This is a genomic window from Gammaproteobacteria bacterium (assembly GCA_016712635.1).
Taxonomy (GTDB): Bacteria; Pseudomonadota; Gammaproteobacteria; order SZUA-140; family SZUA-140; genus JADJWH01.
Map to the genome: position 1 here is coordinate 343,995 of JADJQS010000002.1, position 18,192 is coordinate 362,186.

At 63.6% G+C, this 18,192-nt stretch carries 15 protein-coding genes and 1 pseudogene; all 16 read right to left on the reverse strand.

The features are described from left to right. Positions 1 to 10 precede the first annotated feature (10 nt). The 16 genes and pseudogenes from fliI to IPK65_04895 all read right to left on the reverse strand — a co-directional run bounded on the left by fliI (position 11) and on the right by IPK65_04895 (position 18,179). Positions 11 to 1,378: a flagellar protein export ATPase FliI gene (gene fliI, locus IPK65_04820; GenBank protein ID MBK8162476.1), complete on the reverse strand. Its 1,368-nt coding sequence runs from the start codon at positions 1,376 to 1,378 to the stop codon at positions 11 to 13. After that, positions 1,368 to 2,021 carry a flagellar assembly protein FliH gene (locus IPK65_04825; protein MBK8162477.1) on the reverse strand — a complete coding sequence of 218 codons (654 nt, stop codon included), beginning with the start codon at positions 2,019 to 2,021 and terminating at the stop codon, positions 1,368 to 1,370. Before IPK65_04825 ends, fliI begins: the two co-directional genes overlap by 11 nt. Next, the gene (gene fliG, locus IPK65_04830) at positions 2,002 to 3,018 is read right to left on the reverse strand and encodes a flagellar motor switch protein FliG (protein MBK8162478.1); all 1,017 of its coding nucleotides are present in this window, start codon (positions 3,016 to 3,018) and stop codon (positions 2,002 to 2,004) included. The genes IPK65_04825 and fliG overlap by 20 nt, the downstream gene beginning before the upstream one ends. A gap of 15 nt (positions 3,019 to 3,033) precedes the next feature. Beyond that, positions 3,034 to 4,647, reverse strand: a complete 1,614-nt coding sequence (gene fliF / locus IPK65_04835) for a flagellar M-ring protein FliF (GenBank protein ID MBK8162479.1) — start codon at positions 4,645 to 4,647, stop codon at positions 3,034 to 3,036. A 75-nt stretch (positions 4,648 to 4,722) separates the two neighbouring features. Next, positions 4,723 to 5,040, reverse strand: coding sequence for a flagellar hook-basal body complex protein FliE (gene fliE / locus IPK65_04840; GenBank protein ID MBK8162480.1), 318 nt, complete (start codon positions 5,038 to 5,040; stop codon positions 4,723 to 4,725). A 96-nt stretch (positions 5,041 to 5,136) separates the two neighbouring features. Next, a complete protein-coding gene (locus tag IPK65_04845) occupies positions 5,137 to 6,480 on the reverse strand; it encodes a sigma-54-dependent Fis family transcriptional regulator (GenBank protein MBK8162481.1) in 1,344 nt (447 codons plus the stop codon). A 54-nt stretch (positions 6,481 to 6,534) separates the two neighbouring features. After that, positions 6,535 to 7,749, reverse strand: a complete 1,215-nt coding sequence (locus IPK65_04850) for a PAS domain-containing protein (protein ID MBK8162482.1) — start codon at positions 7,747 to 7,749, stop codon at positions 6,535 to 6,537. 145 nt (positions 7,750 to 7,894) lie between these two features. After that, positions 7,895 to 9,307 carry a sigma-54-dependent Fis family transcriptional regulator gene (locus tag IPK65_04855; protein ID MBK8162483.1) on the reverse strand — a complete coding sequence of 471 codons (1,413 nt, stop codon included), beginning with the start codon at positions 9,305 to 9,307 and terminating at the stop codon, positions 7,895 to 7,897. 169 nt (positions 9,308 to 9,476) lie between these two features. Beyond that, a complete protein-coding gene (locus IPK65_04860; GenBank protein ID MBK8162484.1) occupies positions 9,477 to 10,049 on the reverse strand; it encodes a PilZ domain-containing protein in 573 nt (190 codons plus the stop codon). A gap of 105 nt (positions 10,050 to 10,154) precedes the next feature. Next, positions 10,155 to 10,466, reverse strand: a complete 312-nt coding sequence (locus IPK65_04865; protein MBK8162485.1) for a flagellar protein FliT — start codon at positions 10,464 to 10,466, stop codon at positions 10,155 to 10,157. 46 nt (positions 10,467 to 10,512) lie between these two features. Further along, on the reverse strand, positions 10,513 to 10,971 hold the full coding sequence (gene fliS / locus IPK65_04870) for a flagellar export chaperone FliS (GenBank protein MBK8162486.1): 459 nt from the start codon (positions 10,969 to 10,971) through the stop codon (positions 10,513 to 10,515). Positions 10,972 to 11,055: 84 nt separating this feature from the next. Further along, complete coding sequence (gene fliD, locus IPK65_04875; GenBank protein ID MBK8162487.1) at positions 11,056 to 13,083, reverse strand: flagellar filament capping protein FliD; 2,028 nt, start codon at positions 13,081 to 13,083, stop codon at positions 11,056 to 11,058. Between the two features lie 66 nt (positions 13,084 to 13,149). Then, entirely contained in the window at positions 13,150 to 13,443 is a 294-nt protein-coding gene (locus IPK65_04880; GenBank protein ID MBK8162488.1) for a flagellar protein FlaG, read from the reverse strand. Between the two features lie 241 nt (positions 13,444 to 13,684). Continuing rightward, the gene (locus tag IPK65_04885) at positions 13,685 to 15,535 is read right to left on the reverse strand and encodes a flagellin FliC (GenBank protein MBK8162489.1); all 1,851 of its coding nucleotides are present in this window, start codon (positions 15,533 to 15,535) and stop codon (positions 13,685 to 13,687) included. 541 nt (positions 15,536 to 16,076) lie between these two features. Beyond that, entirely contained in the window at positions 16,077 to 17,351 is a 1,275-nt protein-coding gene (locus tag IPK65_04890; GenBank protein MBK8162490.1) for a hypothetical protein, read from the reverse strand. Beyond that, a pseudogene (locus IPK65_04895) lies at positions 17,328 to 18,179 on the reverse strand (hypothetical protein). The gene IPK65_04890 and the pseudogene IPK65_04895 overlap by 24 nt, the downstream one beginning before the upstream one ends. Positions 18,180 to 18,192: the final 13 nt, after the last annotated feature.

The following is an 18,192-nucleotide window of genomic DNA, read 5'->3' on the forward strand; positions in this document are numbered from 1 at the left end:
CGTCAGTCCGTTATTTCTTCGTCTTCTGCGGCACGCCGCCGCCGAGCAGCTCACCGAGGCCGCGCAGACCGTCCTTGAACGTCACGCGCTCGTTGATCCCCTGCTGCAGGAACTGCGTCAGGCGCGGATGGTAATCGACGGCCTCGTCAATGCGCGGATCGCTGCCTTTGGCGTAGGCGCCAACGCTGATCAGATCACGGTTGCGGCGGTAGGTGGAATAGAGCTGTTTGAAGCGGATGGCCTGGCGCTGATGTTCGGGGCTGACGACCTCGGTCATGACGCGGCTCACCGAGGACTCGATGTCGATCGCCGGATAATGCCCGGCGTCCGCCAGTTCACGATTGAGCACGATGTGGCCGTCGAGGATGGCGCGCGCGGCGTCGGCGATCGGGTCCTGCTGGTCGTCGCCCTCGGCCAGCACCGTGTACAGCGCGGTGATGGATCCGTTGCCGTCCCCGTTTCCGGCGCGTTCGACCAGTTGCGGCAGCTTGGCGAACACCGAGGGCGGATAGCCGCGCGTGGCCGGCGGCTCGCCGATGGCGAGCGCGATCTCGCGTTGCGCCTGCGCATAGCGCGTGAGCGAGTCCATCAGCAGCAGGACCTTGAGCCCCTTGTCGCGGAAATACTCCGCGATGCTCGTGGCCAGCATGGCGCCATGCAGGCGCAGCATCGGCGGCGTGTCGGCCGGCGTCGCCACCACCACCGCGCGCGCCATGCCGTGCGCGCCGAGTATGCGGTTGGTGAACTCCTTCACCTCCCGGCCGCGCTCGCCGATCATCCCGACCACGGTGACGTCCGCGTCGGTGTAGCGCGTCATCATGCCGAGCAGCACGCTCTTGCCGACGCCGCTGCCGGCGAACAGTCCGAGGCGCTGGCCGCGGCCGATGGTCAGCAGGCTGTTGATGGCGCGCACGCCGACGTCGAGCGGCTCGCTGATGACGCGCCGCTGCAGCGGATTGATCGGCCGGCCGAGCAGCGGATAGGTGGTCTCGCTGCGCACCGGGCCGCGCCCGTCGAGAGGATTGCCGGTACCGTCCAGCACGCGTCCGAGCAGGCCGTCGCCGACCGCCGCCTCGTAGACGCGTCCGGTGGGGGTGACGCGCGCATTCGGCATCAGACCGCGGATCTCGCCGCTCGGCATCAGGAAGGTCTTGTCGCCGGCGAAGCCGACCACCTCGGCCTCGAGCGGATGGCCGGCAGGGTTGTCGATCAGGCAGCGGTCACCGATCGCCGCCTGGCAGCCGATCGCCTCCAGCGTCAGTCCGACCAGGCGCGTGATCTTGCCCTCCACCACCAGCGGCGGCGCGGCCTTCAGGCCCGCGGCACACTCGGCGATGCGCCGGCGCCATGCCGGGGCGCGATTGGTTTCAGACAGCATCGGCATCCCCTTCCCGTTCTCCGCCGAGCAATTCGGCGGCGATCGCCGCGAACTGCCGCTCTACGCTGGCGTCAATGCGCGAGTTCTCCGTTTCGATGCGGCATCCGCCGCGCGCGAGTGCCGGGTCCTCCAGGATCTGCCAGCCGGACTCCCCGCCCTGCGGCGCGGGAAGCCCCTCGCGCAGCGTCTCCGCGTCGGCCGGGTTGACGAACAGGCGGACATTGCGCGATGCGACCGGAAGGATCGCGGACGCGCGCTGCACCACGGCGATGACCTGGCCGGGATCGGTCCTCAGCTCGCGTCGGATGACATGGCGCGCGACGGTGAGCGCGAGACTGGAAACTTCCTTCACCACCTCGTCGTCGAGCTGGTGCAGCGGGCGCGCGAGCAGGTTCAGTATCGCCTCGATCCGCTCCGCCTTTTCCCTGGCCAGCGCCGCCCCCTTCTCGATACCTTCACGCCGCCCGAGTTCGAATCCCTCTTCATAGGCCTGGCGCTGGATTTCCTCCATGCGGGTCGCGGTCAGATAGCCGCTGTGCGCCGCGGCATCGCCCGGCGCTGCGCCGCCTACCCTGGGCAGCTCCCAGCGTTCGCAGGCATCCGCCGCCGCGCCGCTGATGACCTTAAACGTACTCTTCTCCACCCTTGCCGCCTAATGATATGTCGCCGGATTCGGACAGGCGCCGGGCGATGGCGAGAATCTCCTTCTGCGCGGCCTCCACTTCGCTGAGACGCACGGGACCTTTCGCCTCCAGGTCGTCGCGCAGCATCTCGCCGGCGCGCTTCGACATGTTCTTGAACACCTTCTCCTTGAGGGCCTCTTCCGATCCCTTCAGCGCCACCACCAGGGTCTCGGATGAAACTTCGCGCAGCAGCGCCTGGATGCCGCGATCGTCCACCATTGCGAGGTCGTCGAACACCAGCATGAGATCCTGGATCTTCTCGCCGAGCTCCTTGTCGAATTCGTTGATCTGGTCCATGATCACGGATTCGAGCGCGGAATCCATGCTGTTCAGGATGTTGGCGGCGACCTTGACCCCGCCGACGGTCGACGACTTGACGTTGGAATTGCCGCGGAACTGTTCCTCGATGACGTGATTCAGTTCCTGCAGCGCGGTGGGCTGCAGGCGGTCGAGTACGGCGATCCGGAGCAGAACGTCCGCGCGGATCTTCTCCGACAGCAGCGACAGCACATCGGCCGCCTGGTCATTGTCGAGATAGGAAAGCACCACCGCGATGATCTGCGGGTGCTCCATCTTGATCACCTCGAAGATCTCGTGGGAATCCATCCATTTGAGTTGTTCGAGACCCGAGGCGGAATCGCCGAGCATGACGCGGTTCAGGATGTTACCCGCCTTGTCCTGCCCGAGCGCCTTCACCAGCACGGTCTGCAGGTAGTCCTGCGAGGCCATGCCGAACGAGGTTTCCTTGCCGACCGATTGCACGAACTCCTTCAGCACCGTATTGGCCTGCTCGGTCGAGACCTTCTTCAGGCCCGCCATCGCGGCGCTGAGGCGGTGAACCTCCTTCGGGCCGATGTATTTGAATACCTCGGCCGCGTTCTGTTCACCGAGGCTCATCAGCAGCACCGCCGCCTTCTCGACCCCGCTGATTTCTGCAGCCTGCTTCTTATCCGCCATGATCCGTGCTCCGCATTACTCCGCCGCCACCCAGTTTCTGACCACCTGCGCGGTGCGCTTGGGGTCCTGCGAGGCCAGCGTGCGCGCCGCGTTCAGGTTGGTATCGTAGCCGCCGCCCCCGGCGGGCAAGCCGGCCGGGCGCATGCCGCCGCTCAGGGTCAGCTGGTCCTCCGTCATCTGCCCGTCTCCCTGAAGCAGCGGCTGCGGCGCCGCCTTGCCCTTCGCGGCGAGCTCGCGCAGCACCGGGCGCAGGACGCCGAAGATCAGGAATGCCACGGCGCCGATGGCGAGCGCCTGTTTGGCGATGTCCCAGATGTTCACGGCCGAGAACATGGACGGCTCGGGCACTTCCTCCGGCACCGGCGGCTGGGTGAACGACTGGTTGATCACATTGACGCTGTCGCCGCGCTCGGCGTCGAATCCGATCGCCTCCTTGACCAGGTTTGTGATGCGCGTGATATCCTCCTCGCTCAGCGCCTCGCGCACCGTCTCGCCGTCCTCGTCGACTGACGTGCGGTCGTCGAGGACCACCGCAGCCGACAGGCGCCTGATCGCCGCGCCGTTGCGCTTGGTGTGGCTGATCGTCTTGTCGATCTCGTAGTTGCGCGTGGCGCGCTGCACCGAGCTGCCGGTGGGGGCTGCGGCATCACCCGCGGCCGCTGCGGCGCCGGTCGAAGGCGCCTGGTTGGACAGGCTGCCGGGCACACCGCCCGCCTGCTGCGACAGCAGGGTCTTTTCGTCCACCGTCTGTTCGCTGCGCACCGCGGGCGGATTCGGAGTGAAGCTCTCCTGCGTCTCCTCGGTCACGGTGAAGTCCATGTCGGCGTTGACCTGCGCCTTGACCGCGCCGAGGCCGGTTATCGGTGTCACGAGGTCCTCGATGCGCTTGGTGTAATACGCCTCGACGCGCTTGCGGTAATCGAACTGCGTGGCGGTCAGGCGCATGTCGTCGCCCGCCTCCGGCTGCGTCAGCAGACGGCCCTGCTGGTCGATGATGGTCACCTGGTCGACGTCGAGGTTGGGGATGCTGGCGGCGACCATGTGGCCGATCGCCGCGACCTGGCCCTCGTCCAGGCCGCGCCCGGCATACAGGTCCACCGTGACCGAGGCGGTCGGCTTCTTCTGGCTGCGTACGAAGGCCGTCTGTTTGGGTATCGCGAGATGGACGCGCGCCGCGCGTACCGAGCTGATAGAGGCGATGGTCTGCGCCAGCTCGCCCTCGAGCGCACGCTGATAACGGGCGTTCTCCATGAACTGGCTGACGCCGAAGCCCTTCTGGTTGTCGAGCAGCTCAAACCCCGCACCGACACCCTTGGGGAGTCCCTCGCCCGCGAGCTTCAGGCGCGCCTCGTGCACGTCGTCGGCCGGCACCATGACCGTACCGGCACCGTCAGCGATCTCGTAGGGAATTCCCGATTTCTGCAGCGACTGCACGACGGCGGCCGAATCCTGCTCGGCAAGCCCGCTGTACAGCATGCGGTAGCTCGGTTTCTGCGACCACAGCACGACCGCCACACCGATCGCCACACTGGCCGCAAGGCCCGCCATCAGGCCGAACTGCCGCAACATCGACAGTCCGTAAAATCCCCGCGCCGGCATCACCATATTGTCCTTTGTCACTACCGCCATCTTGCCTCCAGAATCCCATCCTCGCCTGAATCATCTCCCATAGATCTGCCCGGTACGCCCGGCCCGTCCCCCGCGTCAGATCTGCATGTTCATGACGTCCTGGTACGCGCTGATCAGGCGGTTGCGCACCTGCATCATGAGCTGGAACTCGATGCTCGCCTTCTGCGACGCGATCATGACACGCGAAATGTCAATGCCCTCCTCGCCGCGCTGAAACGCCTCCTTGAGTTCGGCTGACTGCTGCTGCGCATCGTTGACGTTGTTGACCGCCTGGGAGAGCAGGTCCGAGAAGTTGCCCCCCGCAGAGACCTGGCCATCCGCCGGCGAACCGCCGGCCGCAGCGGCCATCGACCGCATCTGGGATATGAGCTGGGTGGCGTTGATATCCGTCATGATTCAACCTCCTCGCGGCGCGTACGCCGACCGTCTTGGATCACCGTGATCGATTCGTTCCTGTACATGTGCCGACTTATGCATGTTCCGAGCCAGTCAGTCCGGAAGCTCGACGCCGGCCTCGCGCAGGCGGGCGAGTTTGTAGCGCAGTGTCCGTTCGCTGATGCCGAGCCTCTGCGCGGCTGCCCGGCGGCTCCCGTGCACGTCGCCGAGCGTCTCCAGGATCAGCTGCTGCTCGCGTCCGCGCAGATCCTCGCCAAGGGCGGCGGGTCCGGCGCCCGCCGGCGTCATACCGGATGGCGCCGGACGCGCCTCCTCGATCTGCAGGTCACCCGCATCGATCACGGTGCCGGTCTGCAGTATCAGTGCGCGCTGCATGACGTTGTCGAGTTCGCGCGCGTTGCCCGGCCATGAATGCCCGAGCAGGCGGTTCTCGGCGTCCACGGTCAGTTCCGGCACCGTGCGGCCCTGCGCGCGGGCGCCGTGCGCCAGCATCCTGCGCGCCAGCGGCAGGATGTCCGCACGGCGTTCGCGCAGTGGCGGCAGATGGAGCGGAAAGACGTTGAGACGGTAGAACAGGTCCTCGCGGAAACGGCCGGCGCCCGCCTCATCGCGCAGGTTCCGGTTGGATGTGGCGAGGATGCGGACATCAAGCGCTATCATTTTGCGCCCGCCCAGGCGCTCCACCTCGCGCTCCTGCAGGACGCGCAGCAGCTTCGCCTGCAGGCCGAGGTCCATCTCTGAAATCTCGTCCAGCAGCAGGGTGCCGTGCTGCGCCTGCTCGAACTTGCCCGGGCAGGCGGTGCAGGCGCCGGTAAACGCTCCCTTCTCGTAACCGAACAGCGTCGCCTCCAGCATATTGTCCGGAATCGCGGCACAATTGATCGCGACGAAGGGTTGCTGCGCGCGCGGCGAGTGACGATGGATGTATCGCGCCAGCACCTCCTTGCCGACGCCGCTCTCCCCGGTGATCATGACGCTCGCGTCGGTGGCGGAGACGCGGCGCGCAAGATTCTCGACATAGCGGCTGCCCGCATCTATCGCCACCATGTCACCGGGATCGGAGACGAGGTGCGCCATGTGGCGCTCCACCATCTCCACCAGCTTCACGGCATCGAACGGCTTGACCAGGTAATCAACCGCGCCGGCCTGCATCGCCCGCACGGCCTGCTGGATAGTGCCATAGGCGGTCATCATCAGCACCGGGATGTCGGGCCGGCTGCTGCGGATATGGCTGAGGAGCGCGTAGCCGTCCATCGGTTTCATCTGTACATCGCTGATCACCATGCCGATGCCGCCGGGGTGCTCCGTCAGCACGCGCACGGCCTCGAGGCCGTTGTCCGCCGCGGTCACCGGATAGCCGGCGAGGTCCAGCGAATCGCACAGCGCCTCGCGCAGACCCGGCTCGTCTTCAACAACCAGCACAGTGGCATTGTTCATGGTCATACCCCATCTTCCATTGCATGGCTCACGGACCGGATATCGCGCCGACCGTCAGGAATTCCCCGCAGCCGCCAGCGGCAGGCGTATGCCCACGACGGTCCCGCTCCCGGGCTCGGACTCGATCCACAGCACACCGTCATGCGCATGCGCGACCGCCTGCGCCACGGCGAGGCCGAGCCCGGTCCCGTGCGGCTTGGTGGTGAAGAACGGCTCGAGTATGCGTCCCCGCACCGCCGCATCGATGCCGGGGCCATCGTCCTTGAGCAGAAATTCGATGGATTCAAGCCCGGCGAGCCGGCGCGCCATGAAGCAGAGATGGCCGCGCCGATGCTCCGTTGCGCCCGTATCGCCTCCATCCGTCGCGCGCTCTCCGCCGGTGCAGGCCTGGATCGCATTCTCAAGCAGGTTCTGCAGAATCGCGGTCAGGGCTTCCTGGTTGCCGCGCAGCATCGCGTCACCGCTGTCGTCGATGATCTCGAGACGGCAGCCGGCGGCATGTACCAGGGGAGCCGACATGTTGCGAAAGGCGTCGACCAGGGAGGCGGCGCTGAAGTTCTCCGTCGCCAGCGAACCGCCGCGGGCGAACATCAGCATGTCCCGCACCAGTTTGTCGAGATGGTCGAGACTGGCGCGGATCTTGCCGATGCCGCGCCGCTGCGCCGCCGAAGTCGGGCCGCAGTTCTCGAGCTGCGAGACATACAGCAGGCTGGTGGCCAGCGGGGTGCGGATCTGATGAGCGAGCGAGGCGGCCATCTCGCCCATCGATGCGAGACGCTGCTGGCGCTGCACCAGGGCCTGCACGGCACGCGCGTCGGTCACTTCGTTGATCAGGATTACCTGTCCCGGTTCGCCCTCGAGGGGATTGGTGGCGAGAGCGACCATGCGCCCGTCAACCAGACGCAGGTCGCCGAGCCGGCTCTGGGCGGCAAATGCACGGCGGATGACCTCGAACCAGCTGAGGCCGTTAAGTGGCTCGCCGAGCAGATCGGCTGCGACCCTGTTGCAATGGGCAATGCGGCCGTCGCCGTCGAGCACGACGACCCCGGCCGGCAGGGCGTCCAGGATCGGCTGCACGTGGTGGATGGAATGGACCTGCGCCGCGGCGGCAGACGGTGCGGCGGCCGTCCCGGCGGCGAAGCGGCGGGTAATCTCAGCCAGATGGCGTTCCAGCAGCTGGTAGGAAGAGGTCAGCTGTTCCGAAACGCGATTGAAATGATCGAAGGCATCCGTCAAGCGTTGCGCTTGGCGTGTCGCGGTTTGATCCATGCACTCCCGTCCCAGTCGCAGTGTCGAATTAGCGGCGGGATCGCCGATCGACCCCGCCGGCAAGACAGGGAGCAATAACCGTGCCGGATTTTATTTTTTATGGATTACAAATAGTTGAATATTGCTACTGACCGTAACGTCAAATTCACGTCACTTCGTCCGTGCGATGCAAACCGTACTTTCTCAGCTTCTCAACGAGCGTCGTCCGGCGCAGGCCCAGGCGGTTCGCGGCATGCGCGACGATACCGTCGGCGTCGTCCAGGGCCTGTTTGATGAGGTTGCACTCGAGGTTGGTCAGGTGCTGTTTCAGGTCGATCCCGTCACGCGGCAGCCGCGGGATGTCGAGCACGCCGACGGTGATCAGATTCTCCTCGGCGATTACAGCGTCCTTCAGACCGCCGGGCTCCGGCTGGTACTTCTCGGACAGATCGTGCATGTCGACAACGCCGTAGGGATGCATGATGACCAGCCTCTCGATGACGTTGGCGAGCTCACGCACATTACCCGGCCAGTGATATTGCGAAAGCGCCATGATGGCCGACTGCGTCAGGCGCACCGATCCGCGCTTGTCATGTTCCATGCGCGTAATAAGTTCCTTGATCAGCAGCGGGATATCTTCGGAACGATCGCGCAGCGGCGGCATCTCGATCGGGAATACGTTGAGGCGGTAATACAGATCCTCGCGGAATTTGCCTTCCGCGATCGCTTTCTCGAGGTTGCGATGGGTTGCCGCGATGATGCGCACGTCGGCGGTGATGGTCTTGTTGCTGCCGACGCGCTCGAAGGTCCGCTCCTGTAGCACGCGCAGCAGTTTCACCTGCATGTGCATGCTCATGTCGCCGATCTCGTCGAGGAACAGCGTGCCGCCCTCGGCCATCTCGAAGCGCCCCTGGCGCGCGCTGATCGCCCCGGTGAAGGCACCCTTCTCGTGCCCGAACAATTCGCTTTCCAGCAGCTCGGCCGGGATGGCGCCGCAATTGATGGGCACGAACGGCTTGTTGCGGCGCACGGAATTATAATGAATATTGCGCGCAACCACCTCCTTGCCGGTGCCGGACTCGCCCAGGATCAGCACGGTGGCGTCCGAATCCGCCACCTGCTCGATGAGGGTACGCACGATGCGTATCGGCCGGCTGTTGCCGACCAGGCTGCGGAAAAGCTCGGGCGAATGATCGTCCTGTTTCTCCCGCCGGCTGGCGCGGTACACCGCCGACTGCTGGAGAATACCGGTGAGTTCTTTGTATTTCGGAGGGAATTTCAGCTGGCCGATGACAATGGGCTCTATGTCAGCCGGTAATTTTCTCTTGGCGCCGTTACCGATGAGTATGATAGGCATACCGGCGTCCCATTCGTGGAGCGCCCTGACCGTATCGACCCAGCGTTCGTCCGCCGCGTCCGCCGCCACCACCGCAGCACCGACAGCTTCAGGCGTAAGCCCGGTTGCCTTCCACTGCGCCGGATTTGCCACCTGGACGCTATCGAAATCGACGAAATTCAGAATAGCTTTCAGACATTCGGATCGTTGTTGATCCTCATCGATGACCAGAACGGATTCCATTCGGCCTTCCCCTTCTCCTAAGCTGCGTTATGCAGGATTGTTTTTACTTTATATATATTAGGTACAGGGTCCAGAAATCGACCTACAGCCTAACCCGTTTTAACTATGATGTCAAAAACTCGGCGCCCTTCCATGCTGCCCTCCAACACCGTGATATTAGTGGAGAATATCATACACGACCCTGCTGACGGGAATGGGCGACGAGTCGCCGGTGATGCCGGAAGATCAGCTTTTCGAGCCAGCTTCGGAGTGTATCGCTCATATCCCGATAACTCAGATCCACCTGGAACCCCCCCTCCACCGGCAGGACACGGCTCACTTCTCCGTACAGGGTGATCGGACTCGGATATCTCTGGTTCAGGTAGATATCGACGCTGAGGAGGCCTCCGACGGCGGGAGCCACCTGCGAGTACCACTGGATACCGGCGCCGCTCATCTTGACCGGCACCGCGGCCGGCATGGAGACATGCTCGACCAGCAGGCGGGCAACCATGTCGAGCAACAGATTTGTCTTGAATTCGAGGCGGGTCAATTCATGTGCGACGTGGCCGTGCTCCTCGTCGGCGGCCTCGCCGCGATACTCATCGAGCGCGGCGAAATACCGCAGAACACGCTCATTTGACTGATGCGTTCTCAACAGCTCCGGTGTCGAGATATCGTTCCCCAGCTCGCGCCAGCAGAGCGGTACGGTATCTTCGTAGACCAGGCCCTCGCCGAATTGAGAAGCACCGTCATTATCCATGCAGGCAAAGATACTCGATCCCGCCGCATCAGACAACAAGCCGAGGCGTCACGAAGTACAGCGCGGGCTGGACAAAGAAGCGATATGGAATCGGCCGGATGGCGCTCAGCCGATCCTGTTCTGCCTGTATCGGGAGACTGCCTGGCGCTGGCGGCTGCTGTCCGACATCTCACTGACCAGTCGATGGCGCTGGATTTTTCCAAGCTCGAGGATACGTTCGTTGAGCTCGCGTACAGCACGGATCCCGTCGCCGTCGCCCGCGTCAGGGCCGGCAGCGCGGATGGCCTCGAAGTATTCCGCGAGCATGACAGCGCGCCTGTTCTCGAGGCCGGCGAGATCTTCCCAGGCGCCTGTTTCCGCCTTTTCCAGCATCTCCCGGCTCAGGGCCAGAATCGCGTTCAGATCAGCGAAGGCCATCGCGCCGCCTGCGGGTCGAGACGGGAAACATTCCGTCCGAAGGCCATCACTGGCCGTAGGCCTGTCCGGACTGGGGTGAACCCTTGCCCGCGGCATGGTCGCGGATGATCTCCTGCGGTATCGCGTCCCAGCCTTCCTTGATCTGGCGCAGCAGGCCCGACACCTCGTTCAGGTATGCGGCATCATTCTTCAGGTTCGCCTCGGCAAGCCTGACCATCATGTAGTTATAGAGATCCTCGAGATTCTGCGCGATCTCGCCCCCGACGGACTTGTCCAGACTGACGCGCAGGCCGTCGATGATCGATATCGCCCAGCTGATGTGAGCGCCCTTCTGAGCGATTTCGCCCCGCTCCATGAAACCCCGCGCCGCCGCGATCTTGTCCAGCGCGCCGTCCATCAGCATCTGGATCAGGCGGTGCGGCGTGGCGTCCTCGATCGCAGTACGCATGCCAAGACTCCGGTACTGCTGCATCGCCTGATTATTTTTCGAGCCAAATTGGTTCATCTACATGACCTCCCCGTCATGATTGTGTTTCCATATATCGGCCCGGACCACGCCGGGCGTACATTACAGCGTTTTCGTTGCACATCATTCCGAACGTCTTGATACCAGCTGCGACAGGCTTTCCAGCTGCTGGGTGAGAAAATCGCTGGTGGTGTTCAACTGGGCGACGAGAATGTCCATCGCCGTGAACTGCGCCCGGATCCTCTCCTCGTAGGCCAGCGACCTGAGTTCCACCTGCTCACGCTGGGTTTCAATGGTGCCGAGATTACGGTTGATGCCGTCGGTCACGGCATCGAACAATCCGTCGCCAGCCAGCAGTTGATCAAGTACGTTGTCCAACTGTTCGGCGTATCCGCGCGAGAAAGCGACGCTGCCGCGGTTCCCCGTCACACCGCCGACCACCATCAGCTCCAGTCCCAGCGCCACGCCCTGCCCGATCAGTTTCTGTCCGTCGCCCGTCGCCTCGACCCCGCCTATGGTGCCCGCGACGTCAACACCGTCGGTCGACACAGGCGCCAGCCCGAAGAGTCCGTTTCTGGCGTTGCCGCCGGTGACGGAAACCTTCGATCCGGATCCGTATGAATCGGAGGTCACGGTCAGCACCCCGCCCGACTCGGCGACCTGCACCGTGACGCCCGCTTTCTTCAGGTCATCGCTGGCGGTAAACCTGGACTGCAGCTCAGCCGCCAGCGCCGCCGTTGAGGCATATGTCTTCGCCGACAGCGTGATGTTCGTCGAGACGCCGTCGATCAATACCGTCAGGCCATCGTTGACGCCCGCCGTGATGGTGAGGTTCGCCGCAGCCGATCCGGCGAAGTTGGCCTGGGTCGCCAGCCGGCTGATGTTGATGTCGTACTCACCGGCCCGGGTTACTGCGGTCGACGACTGGTACTGGATCAACGAATCGCTGGTTGAGCCGTAGGCGGTGAACATTCCGGCGATGGCATCGAAATTGTCTTCGATCGCGGCTTCCAGTTTGACATTGTCCAGCACCAGGCTGCCGTCGCTGGCGCTGCGCGTGATACCGATATCGGCCAGCTGGCGATACGGTCCGCTCAGTCCGCTCACCGTCTGGCTGAACACGCGCCGCACCTGCGCATCGATATTGCGCAGCACGCCGTCGCCGTTGAGCAGGCCTGCCTCGCCGGTATCGGGGTTGTAGCTCGACAGATCCCTGACCGTGCTGATCAGGCCGTTATATTTTTCCACGAAGCTGCTGACCGCGCTCGACACGCTGTCCTTGTTATAGGAAACGGTCAAGGTGGAAGTTCCAGGCTCCAGCAGGTCGATCGCGAGACCGTTGATCACGTCCGTCAGGGTATTGCTTGCGCTGGTGACGGCGATGCCGTCTATGGTCAGGCCGGACACATTCTGTGCCGCCTGGGTCTGGATCATGTGCGTGGCGCCACTGTTGAACGCGAGCAGAGACAGCCCGGCGGCATCTGCGTCGTTGCCGTCATCGTCCGCGACGGTGATTTCCAGGCTGTTCGCGGCTCCGGTGTCCTCGGTCGACAGCGCCAGGCGCTGGTGTGTACCGTCGAATATGATCGACGCCGTAATCCCCATCTCGGCCCCGTTGATGGCGTCACGTATACCCTGGAGGCTTCCGTCCGTGATCTCCACCGTATAGCTTGGCTGCGCCGGATTCTGCTCGAACGAGGTGTAGGTGTCGGTATCGCCGTCGTACACCGAGGTACCGAAGGTGAAGGTGATCGTGCCCGTGCCCATGGTGTCGGTCACGGCGGTGAAGCGCGCGCCTTCCTGGTTGACCGGATCGGTTGCCAGCTTGTGTTCTGTGGCTGGCCCGGTGAAACCGACCTGATATCTCCCGGCGGCTGCGGTGGTCCCGGCGCTCGCCGTCAGCACATCCGGGTTGCTCGAAGTCGCCGTACGACCGCGGTACGTCGAGAGCGAGGTCAAACCCGAGAGGGAGGTCTGGAGCGAGGACAGGGCGCCCTTCAGGGTGCCAAAAGCGGACAGTCTTGCCTGCAGCACGGCTTCCCTGGTGTCAAGCCGGGCCGTCTGGGGGGCCTTCTCGGCCTCGACCAGCTGGGTAACCAGCGAATTGATGTCAAGACCGCTGCCAATGCCTGGTGATGTGATGGTCGCCATTCCCGTCTCGCTTAATCCTTCCGGTACCTTGCAGTTCCTGAATGCAAAATAAGGACCAATCCGGCGTCACAACCCCATACTTGACAGCCACGCCTTCTGCCTCGAGACATACTGCGACATGTTTAATACCTCTTCCGCCGGGATTTCGCGGATGATCTCCGTTGTTTCGAGGTTGTATACCTTGACCACGACGCGGTTTACCTCCGCATCGACGGTGAATTCGATGTTGCGATTGATATTCTGGATATAGTCGTTCAGCCGGCTGACAGCCTCGGTAAGCTTGGCGTCGCCCGCTGACAATGAACGGGATTCGGATGCGGTCGGCTGCGGATTGCCGCCGGCCGGAAGATCTTGCCGCATAGGGATATCTGCTCGGGATGATCGGGTCTGATGCATACGAAGTCCTCGCGGAAATAATGATGGCCGCTTCCGGCGGTAATATGAAACAGGACCTCGTGTATATAATCTGCTTCTAAAGCCCCGCCGTTTCGGCATAACGTGCCGCGAACCGCAGGTCACGGCCCCTCGCCTGTAGCGATGTCCGTGGAAGGCGTATCCGGGGTGGCAGATGCCACCCCGGATTAGCCAGTTTGTTACCGACTTACTGCAGCAACTGGAGGACCAGCTGCGGCAGGGAGTTGGCTTGGGACAGGATCGACACGCCGGCCTGCTGCAGGATCTGCGCCTTGGTCAGCGTGGCGGTTTCCGCCGCGAAGTCAGTGTCGAGGGTACGCGAACGGGCGGCGCTCAGGTTTTCCACCGTGGCGGACAGGTTCGAGATCGTCGACTGGAAGCGGTTCTGGATTGCACCCAGGCTGCCGCGGATGGTCGAGATCTGTGCCAGTGCGCCGTCGATGATCGAGATTGCCGAGTTCGCGCCGTCGACATCGGAGATGTCAACAGAGGCCAGCTGGGTCAGCGCCGTGGAGGCGGACTGCAGGCCGGCCGCGGTCAACTGCGCCGTCGTACCGGTGAACGTGAAGTTCTTGTCGGAACTCAGGGTCAGCGTACCGCCCGTCACCACCGCAGTGGCGCCGGCAGCGTCGGTACCCGTCGACTCCGTGCTCTGCACGATGACACCGGCACCGTCGGCCACGGTCTCCGCATAACCCAGGGTCTCGGAACCGACTTTGTCGTTGGTCAGGGTGACCACGCCGGCAGCCGAACTGGCGGAGGCGGTGGTCGTGCCCAGGGCACGCTGCGCATTGATTGCCGAGGTCAGGGCCGTGGCGATGGCGCTCTCGTCACCGGCAACCGCTACACCGACGCCGATGTTGGAACCGCTGTAGCTGCCAGCCGAGTTGTAGAACTCGTAGATCAGGCCGTCGACCGTCACCGTGTCACCCGCTATAACCTCGGCGGTGTTGGCGGTACCGGTCGTTACGAAGGTGGCGCCGGTGTCGATGGTCAGGGTCTGGGTGTTGTTACCGGTCGGATCTGTCTCACTGGCTGCATCGAGACCGACGGCGTTGAAGATATCGGTCACGACCTGGGCCGTGCCGGCACCGCCGGCGGAGATGGTGATGTTGCGGCCATCCGCGGCATTCAGGGTCAGCACGCCGGTCGACTGGTTGGCCTCGGCGCTCACACCGGTCTGGTTGGAGACCGCATTGATCGCCGTCACGGCGTTGTTCGCCTGCTGAACCGAGGTCGCGGCCGAGGCGATGGATCCGACGGCAACGCCGTTGATCAGCAGCTCGCCGTTACCCAGGCTGACGCCGGCAACCGGCGCGACGCCCGTCAGGGTGGTGGAGGCCGTTGCGGTGACACCGGTCTGGGTGGTCACGGCGTTGATGGCCGTCGCCTTGGCGGCGGCGCTGCCCGCGGTGACGCCCGCTGAGGTGGTCTGGGCCGAAGCGGCCACCGCCACACCATTGATGCTCAGGTCGGCGCCATCGAAAGCTACTGTGCTGACCGCCTGGACCCCGGTCGCCTGATAGGCGCCCAGCAGGTTGGTGGTCGCACCGGAGATGCTCAGGGAAATGGTCTGGTTCGCTTCCGCGCCGACCTGGAACTGAGCCGCCGAGAAGGAGCCGTCAAGGATCTTCTGCCCGTTGAATGAGGTCGTCTGGGCGTTGCGCTGAATCTCGCTCAGCAACTGCTGGGCTTCTGCGTTGAGAGCGGCGCGGTCCGATACCGAGTTGGTCGAGTTGGCGGACTGAATCGCCAGCTCGCGGATACGCTGCATTGAATTACCCGCTTCCCCGAGTGCGCCTTCGGCCGTCTGGGCGAGCGAGATACCGTCGTTCGCATTTCTCATCGCCTGGTTGAGACCGCGGATCTGAGTGGTGAACCGCTCGGAGATCGCGAGACCGGCGGCGTCGTCCTTGGCGCTGTTGATGCGCAGACCGGAAGACAGACGCTGCAGCGACGTAGCCAAGTCGCCCTGGGTCTTGTTCAGGTTGCGCTGTGCATTCAGTGAAGCAACGTTGGTATTAATAATTTGCGGCATTTTCTATTCTCCTAGATTCCTGGCAGACCCATGCTACCCGGAAGAAGTTGTCTACAGCGGATATACTCCCCATGCGTTTGGCAGTATTTACCGCTCCCGACGAAGCTATCGGCCCTACCGCATCTTTCTTTAAGAAATCGAACCCAGGCCACATTGGGTGGTTTCAAAAACGTGACCGGCTGCCATGCAAATAAAATTATTCATTCAAAACAAATAAATAAATTAATAATATTCGATCACCTCAACGCGCTGAGGAGAATGGATGGCCGCCCCGGACAGGACCCACGCTGCGGACCGCGCGATGAATCCGGGATGAATCTGCTTCGGATAGTTACCTGACCAGGCGCAGGCACGCCGACAACCGGGACGGCGTGATCAACAGGAAATGGGATAGGGACTATATATTAAGGAGATGGCCGTCAAATCGAAATTCATCCTTGAGAACAGGCATGGAGAACATGCCTGCCCTGCGAAAAGCGCGCGTTTCGCTATACCGGTGTCAACTCGTCGCTCCGGATGCAGTACAACGGCCGATGCTGGTTCAGCTGCGGGCGGCCTTCAGAAGCGCCCGGCAGCGCCCTGCCACATAGTCGTTGCCATAACCGAGACGGTCGATCAGATTCAATGACTCCGCCGCGTCACCGCCGGTATACTCCGCGCCGTCGGCAAGGAGACGATCACGCAGCTCCAGCAGCGCGGTCAGCAGCCACCATTTCAGTTCGCCTCGGGCTGCGACCTGTTCGTATCCGGCTAATACCGGCAGAAAAGGCTCTGGCAGCTCAACAACCTCCGAGTGTGCCAGCACCGCGCCGATCATCTCCTGTGTCACGGCCATCGCCCGCTCCGTCTCGCCCAGCTCGACGGCGACGCGCACGAAACTCTGCGCGACAGACAGACCGGGCTGTTCCTGCAGGGACTGCGACAGCAGGCGGTACGCGCAGTCCAGTCTGGCGCGGCGATCCTTGATGTCATCCATCGTCAGCGCCTCCAGATACAAGTCCAGCGCCTGCTGGTATTGCAGCCAGTGCCATGAGCCTGCGTGTTTTTCCAGATAGCCTTGCCAGGATGCAAGGAGTGGTACGACGTACGGCTTGTCCAGCACGTGATCGACCCAGCATCCCGGCCGGGCAGGCCGGATTATTTCCTGGGTTGCCTGCGCCTTCTCCTGCCACATATCCAGATAAAGCTGTTCCAGCTGGCGCGTGAAGCGCACCGGGTCGCACAGGATCGACCCGCGCACCGCGCCCGGCAGGCGCGCCCGCAGCGCCGCCAGCTTTCCGAGATCCCGCGCCAGGCCCACCGCGATCCCCGTGTACTCCTCCTCCGTCCATGCGATCGTCTCCTCCACCCCGATGTTCTTCAGGATCGAGTACGTCACCCGCTGCGCATGCACCTTCCCCGCCAGTGTCACCACCGGAACCCCCATCCACAGCGCCTCGCAGGTCGTCGTCGTCCCGTGGTACGGGTACGTGTCCAGCGCGATGTCCACCTCGTTGTAGCAGTCCAGGTGCGACTCCCGCGTCGCCGTGAAACCGCGCAGTTCCACCCGCTCCCGCCCGATCCCTGCCGATTCGAAGGCTTTGTACAGGTTCGCCTGCACACAGGCCTCCCCTGCCAGGCTCGCCTTGATCAGCAGCCGCGACCCCGGCACCTGCTGCAGGATCCCGCTCCACAGCCGCACCGCCTCCGGCGTCAGCTTGCGCGTGTGGTTGAACGATCCGAAGGTTACGTAACCCCTGCCCAGCGCCGGCGGCTCTTCCATCCGCGGCCGCTCCGCGAACGACCCGAAGCACAGGAAACTCTCCGGCATCATCATCAGCCGTTCCGTATACCGCGTCCCGCCCTCCGCCTCCGCGTACCCGTCCGTGATCCGGTAATCCACCTCAGTCAGGCCCGTCGTGTTCGGATATCCCAGGTACGTCACCTGTACCGGTGCCGGGCGATAGACCATAGCCGGCAGCCCGGTTTCGGCGGTATGTCCAGCCAGATCGACGAGGATGTGGATACCATCTTCGTGGACACGGCGCGCGATCGCCTCATCGCTCATGGCGCTCACGTTGATGAAGCTGCGCGCCCGTGCGGCAATCTGTTCCGACAGGCCGTCCAGCGCGGCGGACCTGGAATAGCAGCTGATCTCGAATCGCTCCGTGTCGTGCGCGGCGATGACGGCGCCGATGAACAGCCCTACCGAATGAGAACGGAAATCGGGCGACAGATAGCCGATGCGCAGCCGACCGTCGCCGCGTCCGGCCGCCGGGTATTCCCGGCGGGGATTCGCCGGCCGCGGCACCCGCTCGCCCCACAGGCGGTGCAGATCGAACTGGCGCTCCGGATCGATATCGGGACGTGCATTCAGATCGAGCAGGATATTTTCCCGATAGGCATTGCGCGCCTTGACGTCGGTCGCGAGCGCCAGCACGGCCGGCTGCAGGCGTTCGAGCATCCGCCAGGCACAGGCCTGGTAAAGGATCGTCGACACCGGAAGCAGGGCATCGACCGGTGTGCCCATCTGTTCCACGAACTCGCAGGCCAGGCGGTATGCCTCCTCAAAGGCACCGGCCTTCTTCAGCACACTGATCAGCGCCGCGTACGTCTCCGGGTGCGGTTCGATTTCCAGCGAGCGCCGGTGGCAACGCGCCGCCATCTCGTAATTACCC